Annotated in this window: 25 protein-coding genes; 17 read left to right on the plus strand and 8 right to left on the minus strand. The window is 47.4% G+C overall.

Annotated elements, in window-relative coordinates:
• Window positions 1–65 precede the first annotated feature (65 nt).
• Window positions 66–1277, minus strand: coding sequence for a diguanylate phosphodiesterase (locus OGX99_RS18785; protein ID WP_151219428.1), 1212 nt, complete (start codon window positions 1275–1277; stop codon window positions 66–68).
• A 321-nt stretch (window positions 1278–1598) separates the two neighbouring features.
• On the opposite strand from OGX99_RS18785, the gene ycgZ reads away from it, so the two are divergent.
• The 5 genes from ycgZ to OGX99_RS18810 all read left to right on the plus strand — a co-directional run bounded on the left by ycgZ (window position 1599) and on the right by OGX99_RS18810 (window position 3370).
• Window positions 1599–1835 (plus strand): regulatory protein YcgZ, encoded by a 237-nt coding sequence (gene ycgZ / locus OGX99_RS18790; protein WP_151219427.1) that lies wholly within the window; start codon window positions 1599–1601, stop codon window positions 1833–1835.
• Window positions 1836–1877: 42 nt separating this feature from the next.
• Entirely contained in the window at window positions 1878–2150 is a 273-nt protein-coding gene (locus tag OGX99_RS18795; protein WP_278238122.1) for a hypothetical protein, read from the plus strand.
• A 34-nt stretch (window positions 2151–2184) separates the two neighbouring features.
• Window positions 2185–2451 (plus strand): biofilm/acid-resistance regulator YmgB/AriR, encoded by a 267-nt coding sequence (locus OGX99_RS18800; protein ID WP_151219425.1) that lies wholly within the window; start codon window positions 2185–2187, stop codon window positions 2449–2451.
• Between the two features lie 122 nt (window positions 2452–2573).
• Window positions 2574–2789, plus strand: a complete 216-nt coding sequence (locus OGX99_RS18805) for a hypothetical protein (RefSeq protein WP_278238121.1) — start codon at window positions 2574–2576, stop codon at window positions 2787–2789.
• Window positions 2790–2821: 32 nt separating this feature from the next.
• A complete protein-coding gene (locus OGX99_RS18810) occupies window positions 2822–3370 on the plus strand; it encodes a LuxR C-terminal-related transcriptional regulator (protein WP_151225543.1) in 549 nt (182 codons plus the stop codon).
• A 78-nt stretch (window positions 3371–3448) separates the two neighbouring features.
• Here OGX99_RS18810 and OGX99_RS18815 read toward each other — a convergent pair whose 3' ends face one another.
• The 3 genes from OGX99_RS18815 to OGX99_RS18825 form a co-directional block, all read right to left on the minus strand.
• Window positions 3449–4708, minus strand: coding sequence for an oligosaccharide MFS transporter (locus tag OGX99_RS18815; protein ID WP_210905178.1), 1260 nt, complete (start codon window positions 4706–4708; stop codon window positions 3449–3451).
• 65 nt (window positions 4709–4773) lie between these two features.
• Window positions 4774–5721 (minus strand): PfkB family carbohydrate kinase, encoded by a 948-nt coding sequence (locus OGX99_RS18820; protein ID WP_151225541.1) that lies wholly within the window; start codon window positions 5719–5721, stop codon window positions 4774–4776.
• A gap of 30 nt (window positions 5722–5751) precedes the next feature.
• Entirely contained in the window at window positions 5752–7188 is a 1437-nt protein-coding gene (locus tag OGX99_RS18825; protein ID WP_286539790.1) for a glycoside hydrolase family 32 protein, read from the minus strand.
• A 173-nt stretch (window positions 7189–7361) separates the two neighbouring features.
• Between OGX99_RS18825 and OGX99_RS18830 the strand changes: the two genes are divergently transcribed.
• From OGX99_RS18830 to fucO, 7 genes are all read left to right on the plus strand, one after another.
• Window positions 7362–8357 carry a LacI family DNA-binding transcriptional regulator gene (locus OGX99_RS18830; RefSeq protein WP_210905177.1) on the plus strand — a complete coding sequence of 332 codons (996 nt, stop codon included), beginning with the start codon at window positions 7362–7364 and terminating at the stop codon, window positions 8355–8357.
• A 516-nt stretch (window positions 8358–8873) separates the two neighbouring features.
• Window positions 8874–9728, plus strand: coding sequence for an amidohydrolase family protein (locus tag OGX99_RS18835; protein WP_278238118.1), 855 nt, complete (start codon window positions 8874–8876; stop codon window positions 9726–9728).
• A 13-nt stretch (window positions 9729–9741) separates the two neighbouring features.
• The gene (locus OGX99_RS18840) at window positions 9742–11121 is read left to right on the plus strand and encodes a PTS transporter subunit IIC (RefSeq protein WP_278238117.1); all 1380 of its coding nucleotides are present in this window, start codon (window positions 9742–9744) and stop codon (window positions 11119–11121) included.
• Between the two features lie 28 nt (window positions 11122–11149).
• On the plus strand, window positions 11150–12145 hold the full coding sequence (locus OGX99_RS18845; protein WP_151219418.1) for an aldo/keto reductase: 996 nt from the start codon (window positions 11150–11152) through the stop codon (window positions 12143–12145).
• Window positions 12146–12193: 48 nt separating this feature from the next.
• On the plus strand, window positions 12194–13294 hold the full coding sequence (locus OGX99_RS18850; RefSeq protein WP_151225538.1) for a mandelate racemase/muconate lactonizing enzyme family protein: 1101 nt from the start codon (window positions 12194–12196) through the stop codon (window positions 13292–13294).
• Between the two features lie 29 nt (window positions 13295–13323).
• A complete protein-coding gene (locus OGX99_RS18855) occupies window positions 13324–14220 on the plus strand; it encodes a dihydrodipicolinate synthase family protein (protein WP_187258858.1) in 897 nt (298 codons plus the stop codon).
• A 79-nt stretch (window positions 14221–14299) separates the two neighbouring features.
• Window positions 14300–15451 carry a lactaldehyde reductase gene (gene fucO, locus OGX99_RS18860; RefSeq protein ID WP_278238116.1) on the plus strand — a complete coding sequence of 384 codons (1152 nt, stop codon included), beginning with the start codon at window positions 14300–14302 and terminating at the stop codon, window positions 15449–15451.
• Between the two features lie 52 nt (window positions 15452–15503).
• On the opposite strand, the gene OGX99_RS18865 is transcribed toward fucO, so the two are convergent.
• Window positions 15504–16160 (minus strand): GntR family transcriptional regulator, encoded by a 657-nt coding sequence (locus OGX99_RS18865; RefSeq protein ID WP_151219414.1) that lies wholly within the window; start codon window positions 16158–16160, stop codon window positions 15504–15506.
• Between the two features lie 546 nt (window positions 16161–16706).
• Between OGX99_RS18865 and OGX99_RS18870 the strand changes: the two genes are divergently transcribed.
• From OGX99_RS18870 to OGX99_RS18885, 4 genes are read left to right on the plus strand one after another with little or no spacing between them, the layout of a single operon-like run.
• The gene (locus OGX99_RS18870) at window positions 16707–17627 is read left to right on the plus strand and encodes a helix-turn-helix transcriptional regulator (protein ID WP_151219413.1); all 921 of its coding nucleotides are present in this window, start codon (window positions 16707–16709) and stop codon (window positions 17625–17627) included.
• A gap of 38 nt (window positions 17628–17665) precedes the next feature.
• Window positions 17666–18763, plus strand: coding sequence for a chemotaxis protein (locus tag OGX99_RS18875; protein ID WP_151219412.1), 1098 nt, complete (start codon window positions 17666–17668; stop codon window positions 18761–18763).
• Between the two features lie 46 nt (window positions 18764–18809).
• A complete protein-coding gene (locus tag OGX99_RS18880) occupies window positions 18810–20381 on the plus strand; it encodes a coiled-coil domain-containing protein (protein ID WP_286544683.1) in 1572 nt (523 codons plus the stop codon).
• On the plus strand, window positions 20378–20644 hold the full coding sequence (locus tag OGX99_RS18885; RefSeq protein ID WP_003020821.1) for a YkgJ family cysteine cluster protein: 267 nt from the start codon (window positions 20378–20380) through the stop codon (window positions 20642–20644). Before OGX99_RS18880 ends, OGX99_RS18885 begins: the two co-directional genes overlap by 4 nt.
• Window positions 20645–20816: 172 nt before the next feature.
• On the opposite strand, the gene ychF is transcribed toward OGX99_RS18885, so the two are convergent.
• Window positions 20817–21911 carry a redox-regulated ATPase YchF gene (gene ychF / locus OGX99_RS18890; protein WP_016153303.1) on the minus strand — a complete coding sequence of 365 codons (1095 nt, stop codon included), beginning with the start codon at window positions 21909–21911 and terminating at the stop codon, window positions 20817–20819.
• Window positions 21912–22026: 115 nt separating this feature from the next.
• Window positions 22027–22611: an aminoacyl-tRNA hydrolase gene (gene pth, locus OGX99_RS18895; RefSeq protein WP_016153302.1), complete on the minus strand. Its 585-nt coding sequence runs from the start codon at window positions 22609–22611 to the stop codon at window positions 22027–22029.
• Window positions 22612–22886: 275 nt separating this feature from the next.
• On the opposite strand from pth, the gene ychH reads away from it, so the two are divergent.
• The gene (gene ychH / locus OGX99_RS18900; RefSeq protein ID WP_003020810.1) at window positions 22887–23168 is read left to right on the plus strand and encodes a stress-induced protein YchH; all 282 of its coding nucleotides are present in this window, start codon (window positions 22887–22889) and stop codon (window positions 23166–23168) included.
• A gap of 113 nt (window positions 23169–23281) precedes the next feature.
• Here the strand turns inward: ychH and lysC are convergent, their stop codons facing one another.
• A complete protein-coding gene (gene lysC / locus OGX99_RS18905) occupies window positions 23282–24643 on the minus strand; it encodes a lysine-sensitive aspartokinase 3 (RefSeq protein WP_187259577.1) in 1362 nt (453 codons plus the stop codon).
• Window positions 24644–24685 lie beyond the last annotated feature (42 nt).

A 24685-nucleotide genomic window follows, 5' to 3' on the forward strand; every position in this document is an offset into this window, starting at 1 on the left:
CATGAAGGCGTGTGGGGGATATTTTTGTTAAAGAACAGTTAGTTGAATTTAGTAACGATGGGGAATTATTTTTTCTCAGGCCATGCAACAGACGGTGTTCCATTCAGGCAGGCTTGTGCAAAAAGGTTGCCCTGGAAGATTTCAATGCCCGCGGATTCAAGCCACATCCACTCTTCAGGTTTTTCAACGCCGACTGCGGAAATCATAATCTCCAGTGAAGCGCAGCATTTGATAATTGCCTGAATGATGGCCTGCCGTGGTCCACTTTTATGCACATCAGTGATGAGCTCGCGGCTGATCTTAATTCGGTCGGGTTGAAAACGAGACAGAAGCTGAAGCCCGGCAAAACCTGCGCCAAAATGATCTATCGCTACACATATTCCCGCAGCCTTGAGTGACTTCACGGCCTGCGAGAACGTATCAAAGCGCGAAATAACTTCACTTTCGGTAAACTCTACAATGATTTGCTCAGGTACCAGTCCATGCGCCGTGATTTCGTCTATAAGAAAACTCACTGCATCGGGTTCGTTTACCAGGGTCATGGGGAGCAGATTGACTGACAACATTTTGCCATTAAGTCCCAGCGCGCTTGCCATCGCAAAGGCTGTCTTTTTACTCTGCAGGTCTGCAGAATACACATCCTCAGGTTTTAAGCTGCCAAAATATGTTGTGGGGGTATCACCGTCTTTACCGCGGATAAGCGCTTCCAGTGCGATGACTCGCTGCGACATAGGATCGATAATAGGTTGAAAAGCAAAGCTGAAATCTGCATCGGAGGGAAATGTGTCTTCATCCAGGAGGGTACAAGTATTGTCGGTAATAAAACTCCAGTAATCAGGTGCGGGTATTTCAAAATAGCTCGACTTGTCTGTCGCAAGGACAAATGTGCGGAAAAACTGTAATGCCCTGTCATCATAGGTGAGCTGAAACTTCGATGTTCCCTTATTCAGCACGGCTTGCAGGACGTCATTGCGCTCATGTCTTTGTAAATCAAATAACTCCATCCCCACTTTTCCAAATCTTCTCGCTGGAGCGTAATCACACATCAGCTCAACGACATTGTGGTGTCGTGGATCATTACAAATACAACGATAGATCTCTTTTACCTGCTCCTCAGGGCCTTCAAGCAGTTGGAAAAAGTGGCGACCATTAAAGAGTAAGATCCCCGTAACATCTGAGAGTCTGTTTTTAATATTTGCGGCTGTCACCATATCTTCAAGCGCTTTAAGAGGTGCGTCATCACGTAGATGGCTACGATAAATTATGGTTGTGAGCATGGAAATTCCGGGACTATAAGCGGGAAGAAGAAGTATGGACAGTATCAGACAAACCTGATTATGTCGTGATTTTAATACTTTATTCTAACTTTAATTTCACATTTTAAAGACCTTATGAAGATAAAGCTTACCCTGGGTGAGAATCGATTTGTACAATGCGTTCAGTGTTTTAAGTAAGTTGCAATTATCATAACTATATGATTTAAAACAATTAGCACATTATGGTAAAAATTAATTCATCACGTTGTACACATTTTCGGTACAACTTTGCTACTGTTATAAAACTTAATATTCACCAGCATTTTGTTACAGGAGAAGTACATGCAGCAGCATACTGTTCTTACTGATTCCGCAGGCGCGATTTCTCGTTACTTTGCTAAAGCGCATCTTCCTACCCAGCAGGAAACCTTGGGCGAAATCGTTACTGAGATCCTAAAAGATGGGCGCAATCTTAGCCGCAAATCACTGTGCACCAAACTTCTTCATCGTCTTGAAAAAGCATCAGGAGAGAACGAACAGAAACATTACAATGCGTTGATCGGCCTGCTTTTTGAATAAATGAAAACCCTAATAAGATAATGGGTAAGTAGTGAAGGAGTTATGAAGAAACCTGACAGTGAACGCTTGAAACATGAAATTACAGGTTTGGCTGTGCTAGAAATTTTACGCATGCATACAGACGTTTCTTTAACGGTACTGATTAAGCAATTGCGACTTATGCAGGCCGGTGAAATGGACAGGACACGCAAACAACTAATTGACAGCGTTATCAATGAATTCACAAATTTTAATCCGGACAAAATAAAAATAAAACCGGACAGAACTATTGATGAGAGTGATTTCAGTGCCAGCAAAAAACCTAAATTACATTAAAGATAATTTTCCAGACTATACAAGCGAGGTTACTATGCTTCATGAAATTAATGTCCACAGTGTTATGGCGGATAAAGCGTTATCAAGTTATTTCCACAATGCCGGTGAGCTTTTAGCCGATGAGTCGGTGGTACTGGGTCAGGCGGTGACAAATGTTATTTTAGCAGGTGATAATGTTAACAATAAAAACATTATTTTAAGCCTGATCGGTTCTCTGGAATCGACAACTGATGTTGTCCAGGCTGATATTATAAGAAAAACCCTGGAAATAGTGTTGCGTTATACAGCTGATGACGTTTAATTTGTTATTATATTAATATAATAATCAACTTTGTTATATGCAGCAAACTCTACTGCTTCGCTTTTTAGATTAAGACTATGCACAGCAGCCTCTTTTTTATAAATGCATTTCTATGGGGGGATATGGCTAATTCAATTCCGGATAATTATATTTTCCGCTGCGCGCTATATAAGGATGTAGAGCGAAAAGTAATGTTAAAACAGGGTTATATAAACAACGATATTCTTGCTCAGGCATTTAGTACGCAGTTGAAGAATGAGAAAAATGTGATATTAACCGATATCTATGCGCAGATTCTGGCCCATCTTCAGCCCGATAAAACTGCGCAGCCCGGTTAGGTCAATGGTGATTTTTCATTGGGGCCATAAAAATGAACATAATTCAGGAACATGCTGGAAACGCGGAATTATGGGTTGATGATATTTTTATCAGACAAGGATTAAAGAACATCATTGCCGATATCGTTTTTGAAGATGATAAGGCGCGGCTAGTGTTCTTCACCGCTAATCACTTTGAGGCGGTAAAAAAGCAAAATTACGATCTGAATACGCACCGGTTGGTGCTGCTGATCGATGGCCATCTGTATCAGTATCTCAATGAGATTTCATTTTACAGATTGCCGATAGATATTAGCGTTGCCACACTCAAACAGTTTATTATTGATATTACTGGTTTTGCTAGTAATCACGAAAATCAATCAGAGCTAAATATCTCACTGACCGCGCGGGATAAATATATTTTAACGCAGTTAGGGGAGGGGAGAACCATTTTTGAGATATCTGCCCTGTTAAATCTACACTTAAAAACGATTTATCAGGCCAGGCAGAATTTGATCAAGAAACTGGGTTGCTCTGGGCTGATTGATTTTCAGGGGATACTGCAAGCGCAAATTTTTCGGAACTGGCTGAAACATGCCTGAGCTCACCGACAGTTTGTACTTGATGTTGGGGATGTACGACAGGGCCAGTGGCCCTGTCGCGGTATAAACTAAACTTTGCTATTCCATTACGAGTTCATTCCCGCCCTCCTGCTGATGATGCTTTTTACTCAGCGAGAAGAAGCCAAATATCAGCGTTATTACCACAATGCTGGCCATAATCAGGAAAATTTCCTGATAGCCCACCATATCAAACAGCTTACCGACAGGCAGCGACAGCACGATGATGCCAATTGAACTGGCAATATTAAAGCCAATCAGGTATATCGTTGACGATAGGCGCTTATCAAAATTTGCGACGCTGAATTTAAAAACTGAAATAACAAACAGTGGGACTTCCAGCGCGTGCAGCATTTTGATTAAGGAAATAATATAGATATCAGTGAACAACGCAGAGCCCAGGATTCGGCAGGTCATGATTGTGCCACCCAGCAGCAATGCGGATTTAGGCCCAATGCGGTTAATCAGGAATGGAATCATCGCCATGCCAACGGCTTCCATAAACACCTGTACCGAGTTGAGGTAGCCGTAGACGCGCGGAGCCAGTTCAGGGTCGTCAAATAAGCTGGCGTAAAACACCGGGAACATCTGCTGATCGTAGATGCTATAGAACGACCAGGTGCCGACGACAAAGATAACGAAAAACCAGAACTGCGAATCTTTAAAGATGGTGAGAAAATCCTTTCGGGTCAGCGCGTCTGGCTCGGGCGAACGTGTATCCGCGGATGCCGGGGCCGGTGCGTTGGTTTTGAACACCACGTTAATCACCAGGAATAACACCCCCATGACCGACACACACCAGAAGTTAATGTGCGGGTTGATACTGAAGAAGATGCCACCCACAAACGTCCCTGCGGCGTAGCCAAGCGATCCCCAGAAGCGGGCGGTGCCGAATTCAAAGTTGAATTTGCGGCTCACTTTCTCGACGAAGCTTTCCACCAGACCGCAACCGGCGAGATAGCCAAGACCAAAGAAAATGGCGCCTAGTACCATGCCAAGCTTGAAGTTGGAGACCAGCAGCGGTTCATAAACATAAATCAGGAACGGACCGCTGAGCGTGATGACAGTCCCCATCATCCAGATAAGGGGCTTGCGGGTACCGAGCTTATCCTGCAGAAAACCGTAGCCCAGCATAAACAGCATGCTGAAAAACTGGTTTACGGCATACAACATTCCCAGCTCCGTTCCGGACAGGCCTAATTTGCTTTTTAGCCATATGGCATAAAAAGACCACCACAGCGACCAGGCGGCAAAGAAAAAGAGCAGATACCCGGAGGAATACCGGTATTTATCATTACTGAACGGCATCGTTATTTTCATGTTTTTTCCAATCCAGATTAGGTCATTGTAAGGTCTTGCTGCCGCGACGTAACGCGTGCTCGGTATTACGGGTTTATCGTTCTGTTTAGCGAAGGTTGTGACTGAATAAAGCGGCTCAGCTGTTGGTTGTTGGGGAACGCGCTAAGCGCGCCACGCTGGGTAGTTGCCAGAGCACCGCAGGCGCTGGCCTGCTCGAGAAGGGAGGACAACGCCGCCGTTGACGCAGGCCAACCTGCACCAGCAAGCGCCGCCAGCAGCCCGGCCATAAAGGCATCACCTGCTCCGGTGGTATCAATGCTTTCGACGTGATAGCCGCTTAAAATCAGCCTATGGTTTTGCCAGAAAGCGATAGCGCCATCGGCACCGCGGGTGATGATTTTCAGGCGTGCGGGAAAACCAGTCAGGCGCTCGCAGGCGGTGTTCAAATCATCGGTCTGTGTTAGCCAAAGCAGTTCTTCCTCCGACATCTTCAGTATGTCGCTCTGCCGCGCGAAGTCGCTCACCTGGTCAAACATCTGCGTCTCATTGCTCCACATTTGCGGACGCAGATTGATGTCGAAGCTTAGCGTGCCACCGGCCTGGCGCATAGCAGCCATCGCCTGGGTAAGCGTGGCTCGGCAGTCAGGGGCGACCAGCGCCAGCGAGCAGAAGTGCAGAATATCGCGGCCAAAGTCGGGCAGGCTCGCCGGGCTGAGAAACTGATCGGCAGATGGATTGACCAGAAAATCAAATTGCCGCTCACCGTCAGGATCCAGCGACACCAGTACGGTGCTGGTGTGTCGCTTGGGATCAAACTCCAGGCTTTTGGTGTCCACCTGCGCTGTCACCAGCGTTTGGTGCAGAAAGCGGCCGAAGGCGTCATTGCCTACGCGGCCGATAAAGCCGCTGTCATGGCCGAGGCGGGCGACGCCGATGGCCACATTGAAGGGCGCGCCTCCCGCACAGGCTTCAAACTGCATATTGTCGCGCGGTAGCAAATCCACCACGGCATCTCCGAGCGTCCAGATTGTCATTATTTTTCCCCAAAGCAGTGAGACGGGTGGTTATTTGGCGGCGAGCGGCCAGGCATGCCCGTTATTAAAAATGGCGTGTCCGTTCTGGCTAAATAAGGTCAGTTGGCGATCGTCCGGTTCAGGATAAATACGGCTGCTGAGGGTGTACTCGCCGTGATTAACAAAGACTTCTACCGACGAACTATCGATAAACAGGCGCAGGTCCAGCACATCATTGGCGGGCAGCGGTACGCTACGGCAGCCCGACAGGCCGTGTTGCGGATAGCGGCGTTCCAGCACCAGACGCTGAGCCTGGGTATCGACGAAGACGCGCAGCCCGTCACCCAGCGCGATGCCGTATTGTTCAGCATGGCTGCGGGCAATATCGAGGCTCAGTTCGACTTCGAGAGCATGCGCCTGTTCTTCTACCATCAGGGTGCGATTGTTCAGGTCGCTGACCGGCCAGACATGAAGCTGACCGCGTAATGACTCCAGCTCTTTGACCGGGTTCATGCGCAGACGCAAATCTGCATCGAGCGTCACTTCCCGGGGAAGAGTAAGCATGCCCGCCCAGCCGTCGGCCTGTTCTGGCATCGGCGACTCCCACATCGATAGCCAACCGATCACCACGCGGCGACCGTCCGGTGTGAAAAATGACTGAGGGGCGTAAAAATCATGCCCGTGATCCATCTCCCGGAAGGGGTGGGTCACGTGGAACTGATGGTTATCCTGCCATTCGCCGACCATATAGCCGCTCTGGAACAGGTTACGGTAATCGTAGCCGTCGGCGGCGATACCCTGCGGCGAGAACATGAAGACGAGCTTATCGTCCAGCGGGAAGAGGTCCGGGCACTCCCACATGTAGCCCATGCCGTCATTGGCCTGGGCAAGCGTGCTCGCAAACTGCCAGTGCTGCAGATCCTGCGAACGATAGAGCTGTACTTCGCCCACGTCATCGACCCGGGCGCCCACAACCATGTACCAACTGTCTCCCTCTCGCCAGACTTTCGGATCGCGAAAATGGTGAACGCCCTGCGGGGTATCCAGAATCATGCCCTGGCGTTCAAAGTGAACTCCATCGGTGCTGGTGGCCAGACATTGCACCTGGTACAGGTTTTCCTCTTTTGCCTCGCCGTCGAATTTGTGCCCGGTGTAGATCAGGGCCAGTTTATTGCCGTCAACCACCGCTGAACCGGAAAAACAGCCGTCTTTATCCTCTGGCCCTTCGGGGGCCAGTGCGATGGGTAGGTGCTCCCAGTTCACCATATCGCGGCTGCGCGCATGGCCCCAGTGCATCGGCCCCCAAACCGGTTGCCACGGATAGTGCTGATAGAACGCATGGTAGTAACCATCAAACCAGGAGAGGCCGTTAGGGTCATTCATCCAGCCCGCCGGAGGGGCGAGGTGATAGCACGGATACCAGCGCGGATTGATACGATCTTTTTGCTGGTTTAGGGCCTTATTGGCCGTTAAGAGTAATGACGTCATTTGCGTGTCCCTGTCAGTGAATTGAGTAGAAGGTAACGTTAACATTCTCAGCTTTCTCGCAGAATTGATGGTAATATCGATGTTAATCACAAAAGTTAACGTTAACATTTTGCGAGTGTTATCAAGATCGCATTTTCAGACCCGGCAAGGTGAACGCCGTTAAAGGAGAGGGTATGGCATCTTTAAAGGATGTGGCGCAACGGGCTAACGTCTCGTTAATGACCGTATCACGAGCGATTAACGAGCCCGAGAGACTGCGGCCAGAAACCTATAAAAAGGTGATGGAAGCGGTAGATGCGCTGGGGTATGTCTCCGATCTCTCCGCGAAAAAAATTCGTGGCGCGAAAACCACGGCTAACACTATCGGGGTGTTAGCGCTGGACACCATGACCACGCCATTTTCCGTGGAGATAACGCTCTCTATCGAAGAGACCGCGCGGGCGCACGGTTGGAATAGCTTTGTGGTGAATATGTTCAGCAATGACCAGCCAGAGAAAATGGTGGATCTGCTGCTGGCGCATCGCCCTGACGGCATTATCTATACCGCGATGGGGTTGCGTCAGGTTCCGGTACCGGAAAAGCTGCATAAGTATCGCTGCGTGCTGGCAAACTGCGAAAGCATCAGTGGTCCTTTTCCCACCTATATTCCTGATGATGAGCAAGGGCAATACCTTGGCGTGAAGGCGCTATTAGCCGCAGGCTATCGTCGGCTGCTGTGCATCCACCTGCCGAAAGGGATTGTGGCGACCGATCGCCGCCGGGCGGGAATGGAGCGCGCCTGTCGTGAGGTGGGGGTTGACCCTGATGCCATGCTCCACCATTATCTCCCACCCGGCGAAAGCCACCATATTGATGCAGCGGAGATTGTCGGCCGCTATATCCATGGCGCGCGACCGATATTTGATGCTGTGGTTTGCGGGAATGACCGCGTGGCTTTTGTTATCTACCAGGTATTGCTGGGCCGTGGGCTGCGCATTCCGCAGGACGTCGCTGTGCTGGGCTATGACAATATGGTGGGCACCGGTGAGTTGTTTTTACCGCCGCTGTCGACGATACAGTTGCCGCATTATGAAATTGGCCGTCTCAGTGCACTGCATCTTATCCAGGGACTCGATCACCGGGATACTGTGCGAGTCGACAGCCCCTGGCTTCCCCGGTCGTCAATATGATTAGCTTAACTGCTTCGTTTCAATAACCGGAGGGATGTGTGCATTCTGTTGAGGGTATCGCTAATTTGCTGGTGGATGTTATAAAACTGAAACTTGGGGGTACTGTTTAGTCACTGTTGAGCGCGCAAGGCTCAAAGTTGGGTCGTATATTAAACTCTCGCCGTAATTTAGGGGTTTCAATAAAATAACCATTATTTATTAATGTTAACGTATCAATATATTGTAACTTACGAAACGTTTACATTTTTTTCCGTTCTTACCCATCCATCGCTCTTCTCTGCTTCTGTAACTTCAGTGGGACGTACAAGCGTCCACCACATTAACCACATGCAATAGTTCATCTTAGTGACATTGGATTTTACGGCGGTTATAGGCATTTACGTCCCCCTTTTTTAGCCTACAGATAAACCGTGAAAATTGTGATCCCGTACTCAGATAGTGCATTCCGTGGTTGCCTTTTAATCACAGACTTTTATTGTATTCTCATTGTATACAATAAAAATACAGAGAGTGAGTATGAGAGTGATCGATACCCATAACCATGTTTGGCAGTGCCGGGGGGAACATTTTTCCTGGATTACAGACGACCTGGCGGCAATTCGACGTGATTTTCTTATTGACGATTTGCAGGCGGTATTGGCTGAAAACAGTATCGAAGGCGCCATTTTAGTACAAGCCATCCCTTCAATTGAGGAGACCGAATGGCTGCTGGATATAGCTGAGCATCACGATGAAGTCAAAGGTGTTGTTGGATGGGTGGATATAAACCACGGGACTGAGATCGTAGAGGATTTGCAGAGACTGCTGAGAAAATCCCGCTATCTGAAAGGGATCCGCTATATGTCTCAAGGCTTGCCTGAGAGTCATTTAGTGACCCCGCAATTTATTCAGGGGGTTCGCAGTGTTGGGGAGCAAGGGTTGGTGTATGAACTGTTGGTTACGCACCAACAGCTTGAGGCGGCAAATCAGCTAATTTCTGCTTGTCCAGAGGTGACCTTTGTTATCGAACATGCGGCAAAACCCGCAGTTCGCGACAGGGAAATTATCCGCTGGCGTGAACAGTTAATGTTGATTGGTGAGGCTTACAGCAATGTTTTTTGCAAACTATCAGGCCTGGTCACGGAAGCAGATTACGCCCGCTGGACGGGACCTGAGCAGGCGAGCCAGGAGCTTGAACCTTATTTTAGCTCGGTTTTTGCCGCATTTGGCCATGAGCGAGTGATGTATGGATCCGACTGGCCAGTTTCTCTACTGGCATTACCGTACGCCGGCACTTTAGGGCTTTACCAGAACTACCTGCAATCTCACCAGGCTCTTTCCAGCGATAACTTCTTTTATCGCGTGGCAGAGAAGGTTTACTCATTAAAGTAACAGGGGGGCACTTATGGAAGTCGTTCAATATATTCTCGGATTTGGCCCGGCAGTGGTCATTCCAATGATTATGTTTTTATTTGCCGTGCTTTTTGGCGCGAAACTTGCCGACGCGGCGAAAAATGCAATGACGGTAGGTATTGGTTTTCTCGGTCTTTCGTTGCTGATTGGTTTTATGGTGACATCACTCAGCAGTTCGACAGAAGCGATGGTAAAAAACCTCAATCTTCATTATGAAGTGTTGGATCTGGGGTGGCCGCTAATTAGCGCCTTCAGTCTGGCTGCACTCTCTCTACCGATAGTTTATACGTTATGTTTTGTCACTAATTTGTTGATGATTTCAACCAACACCACTAAAACCCTTAACGTTGATTTTTGGAATTATTGGCACTTTGTATTTGCCGGAATCATTGTTGAACAGGTGACGGGTTCATTTTGGATGGGGATTTTCGCCAGTTGGATCACATTTATTATTACGCTAAAAATCGCCGATTACATTGCCCCACATGTGCAGAAATTCTGTGACACGCCGAACGTGACTATTACTCAGGCGGAGATCGTCGCCTGGGCTCCGTTGGCATTTTTAATGGATCGTGTAATTGATCGTATTCCGTTGATTAACAAAATTGACCTTAATCTCAGCAAAATTGAAGCCAAACTAGGTTTTTTTGGTAGCCCGTTAGCCATGGGAGCCATTCTGGGGGTAATTATCGGTATGCTTGGCGCGCTACCGTTCAGCGATATTATTAAGAGTGGGATGAATTTTGCGGCGGTAATGGTGTTATTGCCGACGATGGCGGGGGTACTGGTCAGTGGTCTGGTACCAATTACTGAAATTGCCTCTGAATGGGTAAAGAAACGTTTTCCAACAAAGTCACTTTATTTTGGTATTAGTGGTGAAATTGCTTTTAAAAATCCTGCGGTATTGTCTGTAGGTATTTTGATGGTACCACTCACTATCCTGATTAGTACTATTTTGCCTTTTAATACCATGATGCCATTCGCCGATATTCCTTATCTGCCGATATTTGTCGTCTTTGGCACGGTTGCATGCAACGGAAACATGTTCCGTGGATTAATTAATGGCATTGTCATCGTGTGTGGGATCCTATGGTTTGGTTCGGATCTCGCTGTTGTGTCGCAGGCTTTGGCCGAAAAGGCGCAACTGAATGTGCCAAAAGAGATGATGGCCTCATCAATCGATGGCGGCTCACACGCTATATCCTATATTTTCTACAAAATGTTCGAATTGTTAAAAGGAATGAATCCTGCACTCTTGTGTATTTTTTCTATCGTAGCGACCGGGATTATTATTTATGTGCTGAAGTTGATTTTCAATATTAATAATAAATCAATTACAGCACCCTCATTAACTGCAAAAAAAGTTGACTAAGAATACTGATAAACATCAGGGGAATATTATGATTACTCAGAATACAATTAAAAGTGTAGGGCTTAGTGTACCTTCTTTAACCTTCGGTGCAGCCAGCCTGGCTAATTTATTCAGAACGCTGAGCAATAACGAAGCCATGGACATTGTTGATAAGGCCATTCAGGTTGGCTGGCGCTACTTTGATACTGCACCACATTATGGCAGCGGACTTTCTGAACTGCGTTTAGGTCTGGGATTACGGGGACTGGATCGTAGCGAATATGTTTTGTCCACCAAGGTTGGTCGTCTGCTGCAATCGCGGAAACAAGAGCCTGGTCTTGAGGCGGGGGAGTTCTTCTATGATGAGAACCCGTTTAACCGACTGGCTGATTACTCCTATGAGGGCATCATGCGCTCATACGAAAACTCTATCCAGCGCCTGGGAACCCGTTTTATCGACATTCTCTATGTACACGATCTCGGTACCTATACCTACGGCAATACGGAACTGGAACGTCAACATTTTAGAACCTTCTGTGAGTCAGGGCAGAAAGCACTAGAAGAGCTTAAGCGCAATGGCGATATCAAAGCCTGGGGCGCAGGTGCGAATGAAGAGGCAATCCTTATGGAGGTGATGGATAACGCTGCCCCGGATATCTTAATGCTCGCCAACCGCTACAACCTGCTGGAAACAGACCGCCAGGCGTTCTTTGCTAAATGTGAAAGCAACAATGTTTCGGTGGCTGTTGCTGCACCTTTCGCTACCGGAGTTTTAGTCGCCAAAGATAAATCTAAGGCGTTGTATGAATACGGTTCAGCGCCAGCGCAGGTTATTGAAAAAGTAAATGCGATAGAAGCGCTATGTGCAAAATATGCCGTGCCGATTGGTGCCGCGGCGCTGCAATTCCCATTAAGAAACCAAAATGTGGTCACTGTAACCTGCGGCATTCAATCCGTGGAGCAGGCGTTGACTAATTTTACATGGGCTAACTGGGATATTCCGCAGGGATTGTGGGATGAACTGGTCAGTATTGGTATTCAGTAAGCATCATTTGTAACTTTGCGAAAAAAATAAACAGATATTGAGGATGTAATGAAAATAGTTAAAGCCGAAATCTTTATGGTTGATTTGAAACCTAAAGTGAAACGTGTCGATGCGATTCAGTCTTTTGTATCACAAGAGACGCCGATTATTCGTTTAACAACATCGAGTGGAGAAATAGGTGAAGGTTACACCTACACCATTGGCACTGGAGGCTCATCTGTGGTTGCGCTGTTACGAGATCATCTGTTACCGAAATTGATTGGTCAGGATGCGACGATGATTGAGGGCATCTGGGAATCATTGCTATTCTCAACTCATGCGACCTCGGTTGGCGCCATTACGTCTCTGGCACTGGCAGCCATTGATACCGCATTATGGGATTTGAAGTGTAAGCGCATGAATTTGCCGTTGTATAAAGTCGCAGGTGGCGCGAAATCGCGCATGAAATTATACACCACCGAGGGGGGCTGGCTGCATTTAAGCACTCAGGAATTAGTTGATGATGCGCTAGCCGTTAAGGCGCAGGGATTCTGCGGTTCTAAAATCAAAATTGGTTCTGAAAGTCCGGTGCGTGATATCGAGCGCTTGACTGCTGTACGTGAAGCGGTGGGTGATGAGTATGTGATCATGACTGATTGCAACCAGGCGTTTAAATTCTCGGAAGCCAAACAGCGAGCAACGTTGTTGGAACATATTAATCTTTCATGGATTGAAGAGCCGTTTCTTGCGCATGATGTTGATTCTCACCAGAAATTGTGTGAGTCAACCTCTATTCCTGTTGCTGTGGGTGAGTCCATTTATTCCATCCAGCACTTCAAAGAGTATTTACAGAATAATGCCGCAGATATTATTCAAGTTGATGTGGCTCGTATTGGTGGTATTACACCATGGCTTAAAGTTGCACATATGGCGGAATGCTTTAACAAAATTGTCTGTCCGCATTTCTTGATGGAATTGCATATATCATTATGTTGCGCCATTACTAATAGCCGTTGGTTGGAATATATCCCACAACTCGATAGTGTTACTCTGAATAAGGTGAACATTCGCGAGGGATATGCTTTTCCACCAGAGGAACCTGGTTTGGGTATTCAGTGGGACTGGCAGAAAATACAGGCTGATACTGTTGTTTACCATGTCATTGAATAAAACAATTTTTATTTTCTCAGGAATATATTATGTCTGAAAATCATGCTCAATTTCACGGTGCATGGTGCCCATCAATTACGCCTTTTGATCAACAAGGAAATATTGATTTATCGGCACTGCAACAGCATTTGCGACGGTTGAAAGAGGCAGGGACTCGTGTCGTATTGCTAATGGGAAGTATTGGGGAGTTCACTGCATTAACGCTGGATGAACGACTGATGCTTATCCGTGAGACACGGAAAATGTCATCGCTGCCGCTGGTGGCAAATATCTCAGCTACCTGTATGGCGGATATGATACGTCTGGCAGAAGAGGCCTCGCATTGCGAGTATCAGGCAGTGATGATTCTACCTCACTACTATTTTCAACAAACGCCGGCCCAACTATTGGCATACTACCGCGATCTGGGGCAACGCCTGAATGGAAAATGGTTCGCATACAACTTTCCTGCCCGAACTGGATGCGATCTGGACGCGGTACTGGTGGCGCAATTAGCGGCAGAATTTCCCAATTTTGTGGGTGTTAAAGATACTGTTGATTGCCTCTCTCATACTCGCGCCATCATTCAGTCAGTCGCGTCCGTTAGAGACGATTTTGTTGTTCTGTCCGGTTATGATGAATATCTCATCCCAAATCTACTCGCGGGTGGCGCGGGAGTTATTTCAGGATTAAATAATATTTGTCCCGAACTTTTTGTGCGGGCAATTAAAGCCTGGGATGAAAATGATCTTACCCAGCTTACTGGTATACAGCGTGAGATAAGCCGACTTTCTGCTATTTATAATATTGGTAATGATTTTGTTACCACAATTAAAACCGCGGTGGCTCATAAGTTTCAGTATTCTGGAGGGGGATCAAGAAGCTTTGCGGGGAAACTAACCTGTCAGGAATCGCAACAGATCGACATAATGTTCAGTATCAAATAATCAAAAATCAATAACGGCATTCATTATGCTACGGCAATACAGTATTGCTGTTATACATCTCTGTTATAAGGTATAGAATATGTCTTATAGAATGATATTAAATGAAACCTCATATTTTGGCGTGGGTTCAATTAACGCTATCGTTGATGAAGTTAAAAAGCGAGGCTTTAAAAAAGCGCTGGTAGTTACTGACCACGATCTTATCCAGTTTAATGTGGCGACTAAGGTCCTTGATATTCTTGATAGCGCAGGGTTGCCTTACCAAATTTTTGATAATGTCATACCTAACCCTACGATTGACATCGTGCAGCAAGGTGTTGAAGCATTTCGTCAGGCGGGCGCGGATTACCTGGTCGCCATTGGTGGTGGTTCACCGCAGGATACGTGCAAAGCGGTAGGGATAATTATTAGCAACCCTGAGTTTGCCGATGTCCGCAGCCTCGAAGGTGGGGCTGACACTCAAAATGCCGCCGTACCGATGATTGCCATTCCAACGACCGCGGGTACGGCAGCAGAGGTGACTATTAACTATGTAATTACCGATGTAGAGAACCGCCGTAAGTTCGTTTGCTACGATCCTCATGCTATTCCGGTCGTTGCTATTATTGATGCTGACATGATGGCCAGCATGCCGCCCAGTTTAAAGGCGGCAACCGGGGTTGACGCATTGACTCATGCAATTGAAGGTTATATTACGAAAGGGGCATGGGAATTAACCGATACGCTTCATTTAAAGGCAATTGAGATGATAGGGCGTTCGCTACGCGGTTCGATACAGGGAATAGACCAGGACGCTGAAGGCATGGCGGTGGGGCAGTATATTGCCGGGATGGGTTTCTCTAATGTCGGGTTGGGTCTGGTACATGGTATGGCCCATCCTCTGGGGGCATTCTATGGTACACCGCATGGCGTTGCCAATGCGGTGCTACTGCCGCATATCATGGCTTACAATGCTGAGTTTACAGGAGACAAATATCGCCAGATTGCGCAGGCTCTGGGCAATACTCAGGCCATGGTGATGCCGATCGAAGAGGCGCGTCAGGCGGCCGTTGAAGCCGTGGAACAACTTAACCGAGACGTTAATATTCCTGTCCGACTGCGTGATATCGGCATGAAATATGAAGATATCGATGCATTGGCCGTTGCGGCAATGGCGGACATCTGTACCGGTGGAAATCCTCGAGATACCTGTATTGAAGAGATTAAAGTGTTGTACCGACAGCTCTACTAATTTTTAATTTTCCAAATGACCGGTAGAAATACCGGTCATTTTATATGTATGCCTATTTAAAGCTGGAGAACAGACGGTTGTATGAGTTGTTGACGTGGTGGGCAATGGCTTCACGGGTTTGTTCTATATCACGGGAAATAATACCGGCGCAAATTTTCAAATGTTCTTTGGATGAATCAATTATTGAATCATTTTTCATTTTGTCTGAACGCAGCATGCGTAACCGGTCATACATGAAGGTCAGTGTTTTAGTCACGATAGCGTTGTGGCAATCGGATAGCATTTGTTCATGTAGTTCGTTATCAGCTTCGAGTAATAAAGACACATTCGAATCATGAAAACCGACTTCAATTTTATCTTTAATTGTCTGGTAGCGTTGCGGATCCTGGTTCTCCCATGACAAATTCAATACCATAATTTCAATGTCTTTTCGGATCTGAAAAATATCGCGTATTTCACTGAGTGTAATGGGCTTAATGGTTTTCGTTTTGTTTTTGGAAGGCTCAATCCAGCCTTCCGTCATCAGACGAAACAAAGCCTCACGCAACGGCGTTCGACTGACATTAAGTTCCTGACATAGCTCATTTTCTGAGATAGCCCCTACCAACTCATTTGCGATGATTTTGGCCTTCAATTGATGATATGTTTTTTCGCTGATGTTCATAGTCTGGCTTTGATGGGGGTCATAATCATGTTTAATGAGATACAAATTAGCCCCTTGTCACTATGAAATCAATGGGTAAGCCTGGTTCTACAACGAATTAGCTTGTGTTTCAACGCCTCAATCAGCAGCACTAACAGCTGCAACCGCGTAAACAGATGGGGAGTTGTTGAAGTGTAAAATCCCCCATTTAGCTCTTCTGCTGCCAGCGCATCCACATCCTTCTGCGGATGATGTTTTTTTACTCAGCGTGAAGAAGCCAAATACCGGCGTTCATATCACGGTGCTGGCCATCATTAAGAAATTCTCCTGACAATCCACCTTTGCAAACTCAACGTTGAATTTGGCTTAGTGGAAGAGATAGCCGTTAGCCAGTTTGTTGAGGATGTATGCAGGCGGTCTTTCTGCTGTCATACCTCTGGCATTTACTCTTGATGAGGAGAGCTTTTTGCCCCTAAAAATTGCCTAATGTGACTAACGGTTAAATAAATTGCCGATTTCTCTAAAAAAAATGATTAGCGTGCCGATACACTGACAGGATATGTCAGTATTTTATATATAATTTGTGTAAGGAAAACAGAAAAGTAGGTGCTTATGGCTGATTCAGCAAGGAGTTGCTCAGCAGAACGTTTAGTCGATATCCTAATAGAGCTACAAACTTGTGGCGTTGTGAATCGCTATCAGTTGATGAAAAAATTTAATATCACTGAACGAACGGTCTATCGTGATCTTAATATGCTTTCCTCTTTTATTGAGGGGAGTGGTGGCGGAGAGTATCGATTGATACCGGTTCGAGCGCAGAATAATAGCGCCTATGCCCTTCATGGCCCACTGGCAAAGCTGCTGGACGCCGATGCGGTTTTTCCTGAGAGAGATGAAGATTTTTGGCTTAACTTAGAAAAAAGAGCTGAAGAACAGCACGTTAGAGTTCAGTTTGGTCGCCCTGAACATTCAGTCAGAAATGATTTGCGAAAGTATTTTAACTTATTAGAAAAAGCGATTCAGAAAAACAGAGTCTGTCATATTTTATATAAAGACAAAACGCGCACTGTTCACCCTTATAAATTAGTTAACCAGAAAAATATTTGGTATCTGCAGGCGACTGAGGACGGAAAACTTAAGTCTTTTTCGTTAAGTAAAATTCGGTGGTTGGATATCCGGAAAGAGCATTTTGCGGTTGATATACCCACACTGTCATTAATTGACGAGCATCGCGATCCCTGGGTGAGTGAAGATACGTTTGAAGTGCGGGTGCGTATTAAACACAGCATTGCTGGCTACTTCGCAAGACGAGATTTACTGCCTCAGCAAGAATTGGTTCGCGAAGAGAATGATGGCGTGACTTTGCTTTGCAAGGCAGCACATCAGAATCAAATTATTCCACTAATTCTATTCTGGTTACCAAATATAGAAATTCTGGAACCAGAATGGTTGAAAAAAACGGTCATCAATATACTGCATAACTACATCACTGGCGATCGCGACCCCGTTCCTGTTCTGGAATGTGATGCGTAGCAGGTAACAACGATTTATTGCAAAGGAGATTATTATCTATGGCATTACCATTCATTATTCTGGGCGTCGCGGCAGCGGCAACGGCGTTTGGCGGCAAAAAAGCTTATGATGGCTATCAGAAAAAATCGGAAGCTGATGATGTATTAGATCGCGCGCAACGTCGCTTTGATAAGCATAAAGAGAGTTTTGATCAGGCAAATGAAACAACGTCGAAAAAACTGGCCGAACTGGGTGAAAAAGAGCTGAAAATCGGTAAAGATTTCAATGAATTTAAAACGATTGCCGACGATCTGTTGGCGCGTATGGCTAAGGATGGGCATAAAGATCTTCGTCTGAAGGTACCGCAGCACAATATCAATAAAATTCAAAGTCTGGCGATTTCCGCCACGGAATACTTGACGACAGTCGTCGGTGCCGGGGTTTCTGGTGCTGCCGCTGGTTTTGCCGTGTACAGCGGTGTTATGGCGTTTGCCGCAGCTTCTACCGGTACGCCGATCGCCGCCCTGTCTGGTGCGGCGGCGTATAACGCCACAATGGCGGCTATTGGTGGTGGTTCCCTGGCCGCAGGTGGGTGGGGGATGGCGGGCGGCGCGATGGTGCTCGGCGGTGCGGTAGTGGCTCCGCTGATTGCTATTGCGGGCTGGGCTTACGATAGCCATGCCGAAAAAGCACTTAACAATGCTTATCAAAGCTCTCGTGAAGTGACCGCGGCGGTGGAAAAAATGAATGCGGCTGAAGCGCATCTGACGAAGGTGCAGCGGTATGTAAATAGTATTTATGAATCAATTACCCGTATGCATAGCGTCTTTGTTCAACACTACTTTGAACCGCTGAAAGCAATGCATGCCATCATTGTTGAACGTCATGAGAAGAATATCACCACCGAAATTAGTGAGTCGGAAGAGATCATGGCGATTATCGACCATGGTTATGAATTAGCCGCCATCATGACCGACGTGATCACCACGCCGCTGTTCAAGCCGGTGACGCAGGAAAACGGAGAAGCCGTTATCGAAGATGGGGTGATCCAACTGCAGACCGACAGCAACGGTATGAACCTGCTGAACAAAGAGATTCTGGACGAAAAACTGTCGGCTTCTGCTTCTGAGTTTGACGCATTTTCTTCTCGTATTTAATCGACCTGCCGGGCGATTCTGCCCGGCATTGCTATGGGTGAGCACAATGAACACAGCCAGGTTTGACTGGGGTGAAGAGTTACATCAGACGGTGGTCAAGAGTCTGACCACCTCTTTTGGGTTGGATTTTCTCTTGCTGGAGGATAAACACGGCGGCGATGTGAATACCATCCATAACGCTCGCGAGGGAGTGTATGCTACCGATGCCGAGCGTCAACGATACGAGCAACGTGAAGGGTATGATTCTCATCATTATCATAGCCACGAAAACTACATTGCCACCAATCGGGCGGGAAAAAAGGCGCACGAAGCTGGTACGTTGACTGATACCTACACCGGTGAGAGATTTGCTGCTAATGATAAAAAGAACCTCGACCATATTATTGCCGCCCATGAAATTCACAACGATCCAGGGCGTATCCTTGCCGAATGCGATGGTGCCGATCTGGCTAATGATTCATCAAATCTGACCTTCACGAATGAGTCGCTGAATAAGGCGAAGAAGGCGAAAACGATGGATGCCTTCGTGCAAACGCTACAAGAACAGTATGCTGCGACTACGCAGGAAATTGCCCGTTTACGCAGCCAGCTAACGCTTTCCGAGCAAGAGCAAAAAAAACTTAATAAGCTGGAAAATAAAGCCGCCGCCGATTTTGAACGGATGAAAGAGGCCGACAAAAAGGCGCGGGCAAAATACAACAGTACGATCAATCGGGAATATTACACCAGCAGCAAGTTTGCGAAGAATGTCGCCACTGCCACAATGAACAATGCGTTTCGCATGGGAACGCGGCAGATGTTGGGGTTGGTTCTGGCAGAGACCTGGTTTGAGTTCCGCGAGCGTATTCCCGTGATCTTTGAGAAGCATCGTCGTTCATTCGATGCCGGAGACTTCCTGCAAGATGCGGCGGAGGCATTACGCGCAGTCTGGCAGCGAGTGCAGGGTAAATTCAACACTTTCCTGACGTCCTTTAAAGACGGTGCCATCGGTGGCGTGCTCTCCAGCATTACGACGACGCTCTTCAATATCTTCTTTACGACTAAGAAGATGATGGTGCGCCTGATTCGTGAGATGTGGAACAATTTGGTACAGGCCTTTAAAGTTATGGTCTTTAATCCTGAGGGGTTAGCGCCGGGGCAGCTAGCTAAAGCGGTGAGCAAGCTGGTGGCTGCGGGTGTGTCCGTGGCTGCTGGGGTGGTGGTTAATGATGCTTTAGCCAAGATGCTCGTCTTTCCTTTTGGCCCGGAACTGGCCGCTTTCTGCGGTGCGCTGGCGACAGGTATTCTGACGCTGGTAATGAACTACTTCCTGGAACACAGCAAATTGATGAAAAAGGTCTGGGAGTTTCTGGATACGTTTAAAGATAATTATCAGAAAGCACTAGAGTATTATCAGCAGGTGAATGCTGCACTCGATCGTTATCTACTGGAGCTTTCGGCGTTAGAGTTTGCTATTGATACGTCTGCGTTATCGCGCTTCTCGCTGCATCTTAACGCGGTGAATAGTGAAATTGAGCGCGGTTTGTTGCTGCGTGCAGAGGTTGAGCGCCGTAATATTGCGCTACCCTTTGAAGCAGGGAATACCCGCTCTGTGCGTAGCTGGTTAAGTAAGCTATGACGCTAACACCCGCGTTTCCCTGTAACCAGTGCGGCGCTTGTTGTCGCCACGTCGATCGCGCCAGTGAAACGCAATTTCTAGATCGCGGTGACGGCATTTGTCAGCACTATCAGATGGAGACAAAGTTGTGTGCGATTTATGAAACACGCCCGCTTATTTGCCAGGTAGAGAAGCAGTATCAGCTTAACTATCAACAGCAATATAGCTGGCAGGAGTTCATTACGCTTAATCGTGAAGCGTGTTTAATTCTGGAGAAACTGTAGGGCTATGTGCTTCACGAAGGAGTCAGCCTCAATATGTACTCATTTTTGACAGCGTTGTTACGAGATGAGTTGAGACTCTATCAAATGAAAAATCCACGCAATTGCGTGGATTTTATAAGTTTTTTCGGTCCCGACGAGGTTCAATGAAACCTCATGAGACAGCAGGTTCTATTTAGACGTTGAACAGGAAGTTCATTACATCGCCATCTTTAACGATGTAATCTTTACCTTCTGCACGCATCTTGCCGGCTTCTTTCGCACCTTGTTCACCTTTATAGGTGATGAAATCTTCAAACGCGATGGTTTGTGCGCGGATAAAGCCTTTCTCGAAGTCTGTGTGAATTTTACCGGCGGCCTGTGGAGCCGTGGCGCCGACCGGGATGGTCCATGCACGAACCTCTTTCACGCCAGCGGTGAAGTAGGTTTGCAGGTTCAGCAATTCGTAACCTGCGCGGATAACACGGTTCAGGCCTGGTTCTTCCAGACCCATTTCCGCCATGAATTCTTCGCGATCAGCATCATCGAGTTCAGCAATGTCAGCTTCAACAGCAGCACAAACGGCAACCACAACGGAACCTTCGGCAGCCGCGATTTCGCGTACTTTGTCGAGGTACGGGTTGTTCTCAAAACCGTCTTCGTTGACGTTAGCGATATACATGGTTGGCTTCAGGGTCAGGAAGCTCAGGTATTTGATGGCCGCTTTGTCTTCGTCAGTCAGCGTTTTTAGTGCGCGCAGCATACCGGCGTTTTCCAACTGCGGCAGGCATTTTTCCAGTGCAGCCAATTCTGCTTTAGCGTCTTTGTCACCGCCTTTGGCTTTCTTCTGTACGCGATGGATAGCGCGCTCACAGGTATCCAGATCAGACAGCGCCAGTTCGGTATTGATAACCTCAATGTCGTCAGCCGGATCCACTTTGTTATTAACGTGGATGATGTTGTCGTTTTCAAAGCAGCGAACAACGTGGCCGATCGCTTCGGTTTCACGGATGTTAGTCAGGAACTGGTTTCCCAGACCTTCGCCTTTAGACGCGCCTTTTACCAGACCGGCAATGTCGACGAATTCCATCGTTGTTGGCAGAATACGCTGCGGTTTGACGATTTCGGCCAGCTGATCCAGACGCGGATCGGGCATCGGGACAACACCGGTGTTCGGCTCGATAGTACAGAACGGGAAGTTTGCCGCTTCAATACCCGCTTTTGTGAGCGCGTTGAACAGGGTGGATTTGCCTACGTTTGGCAAACCGACGATACCGCATTTGAATCCCATGTTTAAATCACCTTAATCTTTTGATATTCAACCTGTTATAGAAAACAGATTGTAGAAAAGTAAATAACTCTGCCCATTATACACAGCACGCGAGAAAAATGCCGCACATCGCTGCTTATTGCGCTTTAAAGGTGTGCAACCGACTCGTTGCTTTGGTCAGGCCATCTTTGAATAGAATCTCGGTACAACGTGCCGCTTCGTCAATCGCTTCATCAATTAACTTCTGTTCTGAAACAGGTGGTTTGCCTAAAACGAACCCGACAACTTTGTTTTTATCACCCGGATGACCAATTCCAACGCGTAATCGGTGAAAGTTAGGGTTATTGCCCAACTTGCTAATAATATCTTTCAGGCCATTATGCCCGCCATGGCCGCCGCCAAGCTTAAATTTGGCAACGCCAGGTGGCAGGTCTAATTCATCGTGCGCGACCAAAATTTCATCGGGATTAATACGATAAAAACTGGCCATTGCACCGACGGCCTTACCGCTAAGATTCATAAATGTGGTCGGTACCAGCAGACGGACATCCTCACCTTCAAGCGTTACTCGGGAGGTGTAGCCGAAGAATTTCGGCTCATCGCGCAGGGGAGCGCGTAATCTCTCTGCCAGTAGATCGACATACCATGCGCCTGCGTTGTGTCGCGTTGCCGCATACTCTGCGCCGGGGTTCGCCAGACCGACAATCAGTTTAATCGTCACGTGTTTTATCCTGAGTGTTTCCATAAACGACGTGTAGTTTACTGTCTGAAGGTGCGCTTGACAAAAAACTGCGTGTTTATCACTAAAAACTGAATAATTGCACGAGTGGACTATTGGAAAATTAGTGTGTTCAGTAGTTTATTTGTAAAGTTTTGTTGCGCGAGTGTTTGTTATTGTGATCGCTGGCGCACTTGCGAATGGAAGTGTTGTCTATACTTTACACATAAGGATTAGGGGTATTTCCTGTAACAACCCAAAAGTTCCGGAGGTGACACATGAAACGCAAAAACGCTTCGCTACTCGGTAACGTGCTCATGGCTTTGGGGTTGGTGGTGATGGTTGTGGGAGTGGGTTATTCAATTTTAAACCAACTGCCGCAATTTAATCTGCCACAGTTTTTCGCACATGGTGCAGTGCTCAGTATTTTTGTTGGCGGTATTCTCTGGTTAGCAGGCGCCAGAGTGGGTGGGCACGAACAAATCAGTGACCGTTACTGGTGGGTACGTCATTATGACAAACGATGCCGTCGTGGTGACACCAATCACCGTCATAACTAAATCGTCCCTCTGTTAAGAGTCCGGCGGTCTGAATGCAAAGCCTTGGTTGTAAAACCAGGGCTCTGCTGGTTTATAAATCTTGCTTGATAGCGCGTTACGGAATAATAGAAGAATTACTCGAATAACCGAGAATGTAATGCTCTAACCGCGCTATCCGCATCGTCAGCCGGTAACAGGATGCACAGGTTGTCATTCGATGCTCCATGGCAAATCATTCGTACCGTATGCTCTTCAAGCCAGGCAAAAACGTCTTTGCAAACCCCCGCAGCCTGAGTCAGTTGATTCCCAACCAAAGTGACGAGTGCCAGTCCGGTTTCTACTTCCACGCGACAGTGGGAGGACAATGCGGTAAATAATGCCGTGGTTAATATATGGTCTTCGCCTGACGTCGCATGAGTGGCATCTAGTGCCAGCGCAATACAATTCTCCGAGGTTGTGACTAAATCTACCGCGACCGTGTGGCGGGCTAAAATGGCAAATACTTGCGCCAGGAAAGCACAGGACGGTTGTGATTCCAGACTGTGTAATCGCAACAGCGTCTGCTTACGGCGCACGGCGAGCGCACGATAACGCGGCGGATTATCGGTGGTGTTATGCACCAGCGTTCCGCCGGCAGCCGCATCCTTACTTGAGCCAACAAAGACCGGAATGCTTTTACGCATCGCCGGAAGCAGTGTTGCCGGATGGAGCACTTTCGCACCATAGGCGGCCATATCGCTGGCCTCGGAGAATGAGATGTGATCAATGCGTTTGGCCCGCGGCGCAATACGCGGATCGGTGGTATATATCCCCGCCACATCGGTCCAAATGTCCACGCGTGCGGCGTGAAGCGCCTCACCGAGAAGCGTCGCCGTGTAATCACTCCCACCGCGTCCAAGCGTAGTAGTGTGTCCGGCGGCATCACGCCCGATAAATCCCTGGGTCACTATGATTGCGTGTTCAAGACGAGGGCGAAGATGGGCCTCGACCTGGTGGTGCAGGGTACTAAGTTCAGGTTCGGCGCAGCCAAAACTCGAGTTGGTACACATCACGCTGCGAGCGTCAAACCACCCGGCTTCGGCATATCGTTCACGTAAAACTTCAGTAAACAACAAAGAGGACATAAGCTCGCCGTGGCTGACCAATTCATCGCTTAGCGCATCGGATGGTGAGACCGTCGCCATTTGCGCAAGGTGGCGTATGTTGTTGAGAAGATTATCGATTTCCGTGCTGATAACGGAGGGCTGCTTCAGGCGGGAAATAATGTTGTATTGAATGGCGCGTAAGGTCTCAAGTTTATCTAATTGCTGATGCGTTTCCAGACCTTCAGAAAGCTCGACCAGTAAGTTTGTTACGCCTGCAGAAGCAGACAGTACGACTAAACGGACATCTTGATCAGCAAGGACAATGCTGGCGCTGCGGTTCATCGCATCAAAATCAGCGACGCTTGTGCCGCCAAATTTGGCAACGACGGATGGTGGATAAATGCGAGTCATAACAATCTCATATCAGGGCGCCATAAAAGTATGGCTAGAAAA

Origin of the sequence: Citrobacter sp. Cu096 (assembly GCF_030332285.1) — a bacterium.
Taxonomy (GTDB): Bacteria; Pseudomonadota; Gammaproteobacteria; order Enterobacterales; family Enterobacteriaceae; genus Citrobacter; species Citrobacter meridianamericanus.

Bases quoted from the DNA above. Each gene is read 5' to 3' on its own strand.
- lysC (WP_187259577.1), bottom strand. From the start codon at position 24,643: ATGACTCGCATTTATCCACCATCCGTCGTTGCCAAATTTGGCGGCACA.
- OGX99_RS18785 (WP_151219428.1), bottom strand. From the start codon at position 1,277: ATGCTCACAACCATAATTTATCGTAGCCATCTACGTGATGACGCACCT.
- OGX99_RS18810 (WP_151225543.1), top strand. From the start codon at position 2,822: ATGAACATAATTCAGGAACATGCTGGAAACGCGGAATTATGGGTTGAT.
- OGX99_RS18800 (WP_151219425.1), top strand. From the start codon at position 2,185: ATGCTTCATGAAATTAATGTCCACAGTGTTATGGCGGATAAAGCGTTA.
- OGX99_RS18835 (WP_278238118.1), top strand. From the start codon at position 8,874: ATGAGAGTGATCGATACCCATAACCATGTTTGGCAGTGCCGGGGGGAA.
- OGX99_RS18805 (WP_278238121.1), top strand. From the start codon at position 2,574: ATGGCTAATTCAATTCCGGATAATTATATTTTCCGCTGCGCGCTATAT.
- ychF (WP_016153303.1), bottom strand. From the start codon at position 21,911: ATGGGATTCAAATGCGGTATCGTCGGTTTGCCAAACGTAGGCAAATCC.
- OGX99_RS18840 (WP_278238117.1), top strand. From the start codon at position 9,742: ATGGAAGTCGTTCAATATATTCTCGGATTTGGCCCGGCAGTGGTCATT.
- OGX99_RS18815 (WP_210905178.1), bottom strand. From the start codon at position 4,708: ATGAAAATAACGATGCCGTTCAGTAATGATAAATACCGGTATTCCTCC.
- OGX99_RS18845 (WP_151219418.1), top strand. From the start codon at position 11,150: ATGATTACTCAGAATACAATTAAAAGTGTAGGGCTTAGTGTACCTTCT.
- OGX99_RS18875 (WP_151219412.1), top strand. From the start codon at position 17,666: ATGGCATTACCATTCATTATTCTGGGCGTCGCGGCAGCGGCAACGGCG.
- OGX99_RS18880 (WP_286544683.1), top strand. From the start codon at position 18,810: ATGAACACAGCCAGGTTTGACTGGGGTGAAGAGTTACATCAGACGGTG.
- OGX99_RS18870 (WP_151219413.1), top strand. From the start codon at position 16,707: ATGGCTGATTCAGCAAGGAGTTGCTCAGCAGAACGTTTAGTCGATATC.
- OGX99_RS18850 (WP_151225538.1), top strand. From the start codon at position 12,194: ATGAAAATAGTTAAAGCCGAAATCTTTATGGTTGATTTGAAACCTAAA.
- OGX99_RS18830 (WP_210905177.1), top strand. From the start codon at position 7,362: ATGGCATCTTTAAAGGATGTGGCGCAACGGGCTAACGTCTCGTTAATG.
- OGX99_RS18855 (WP_187258858.1), top strand. From the start codon at position 13,324: ATGTCTGAAAATCATGCTCAATTTCACGGTGCATGGTGCCCATCAATT.
- ychH (WP_003020810.1), top strand. From the start codon at position 22,887: ATGAAACGCAAAAACGCTTCGCTACTCGGTAACGTGCTCATGGCTTTG.
- OGX99_RS18820 (WP_151225541.1), bottom strand. From the start codon at position 5,721: ATGACAATCTGGACGCTCGGAGATGCCGTGGTGGATTTGCTACCGCGC.
- ycgZ (WP_151219427.1), top strand. From the start codon at position 1,599: ATGCAGCAGCATACTGTTCTTACTGATTCCGCAGGCGCGATTTCTCGT.
- OGX99_RS18825 (WP_286539790.1), bottom strand. From the start codon at position 7,188: ATGACGTCATTACTCTTAACGGCCAATAAGGCCCTAAACCAGCAAAAA.
- fucO (WP_278238116.1), top strand. From the start codon at position 14,300: ATGTCTTATAGAATGATATTAAATGAAACCTCATATTTTGGCGTGGGT.
- OGX99_RS18885 (WP_003020821.1), top strand. From the start codon at position 20,378: ATGACGCTAACACCCGCGTTTCCCTGTAACCAGTGCGGCGCTTGTTGT.
- OGX99_RS18795 (WP_278238122.1), top strand. From the start codon at position 1,878: ATGAAGAAACCTGACAGTGAACGCTTGAAACATGAAATTACAGGTTTG.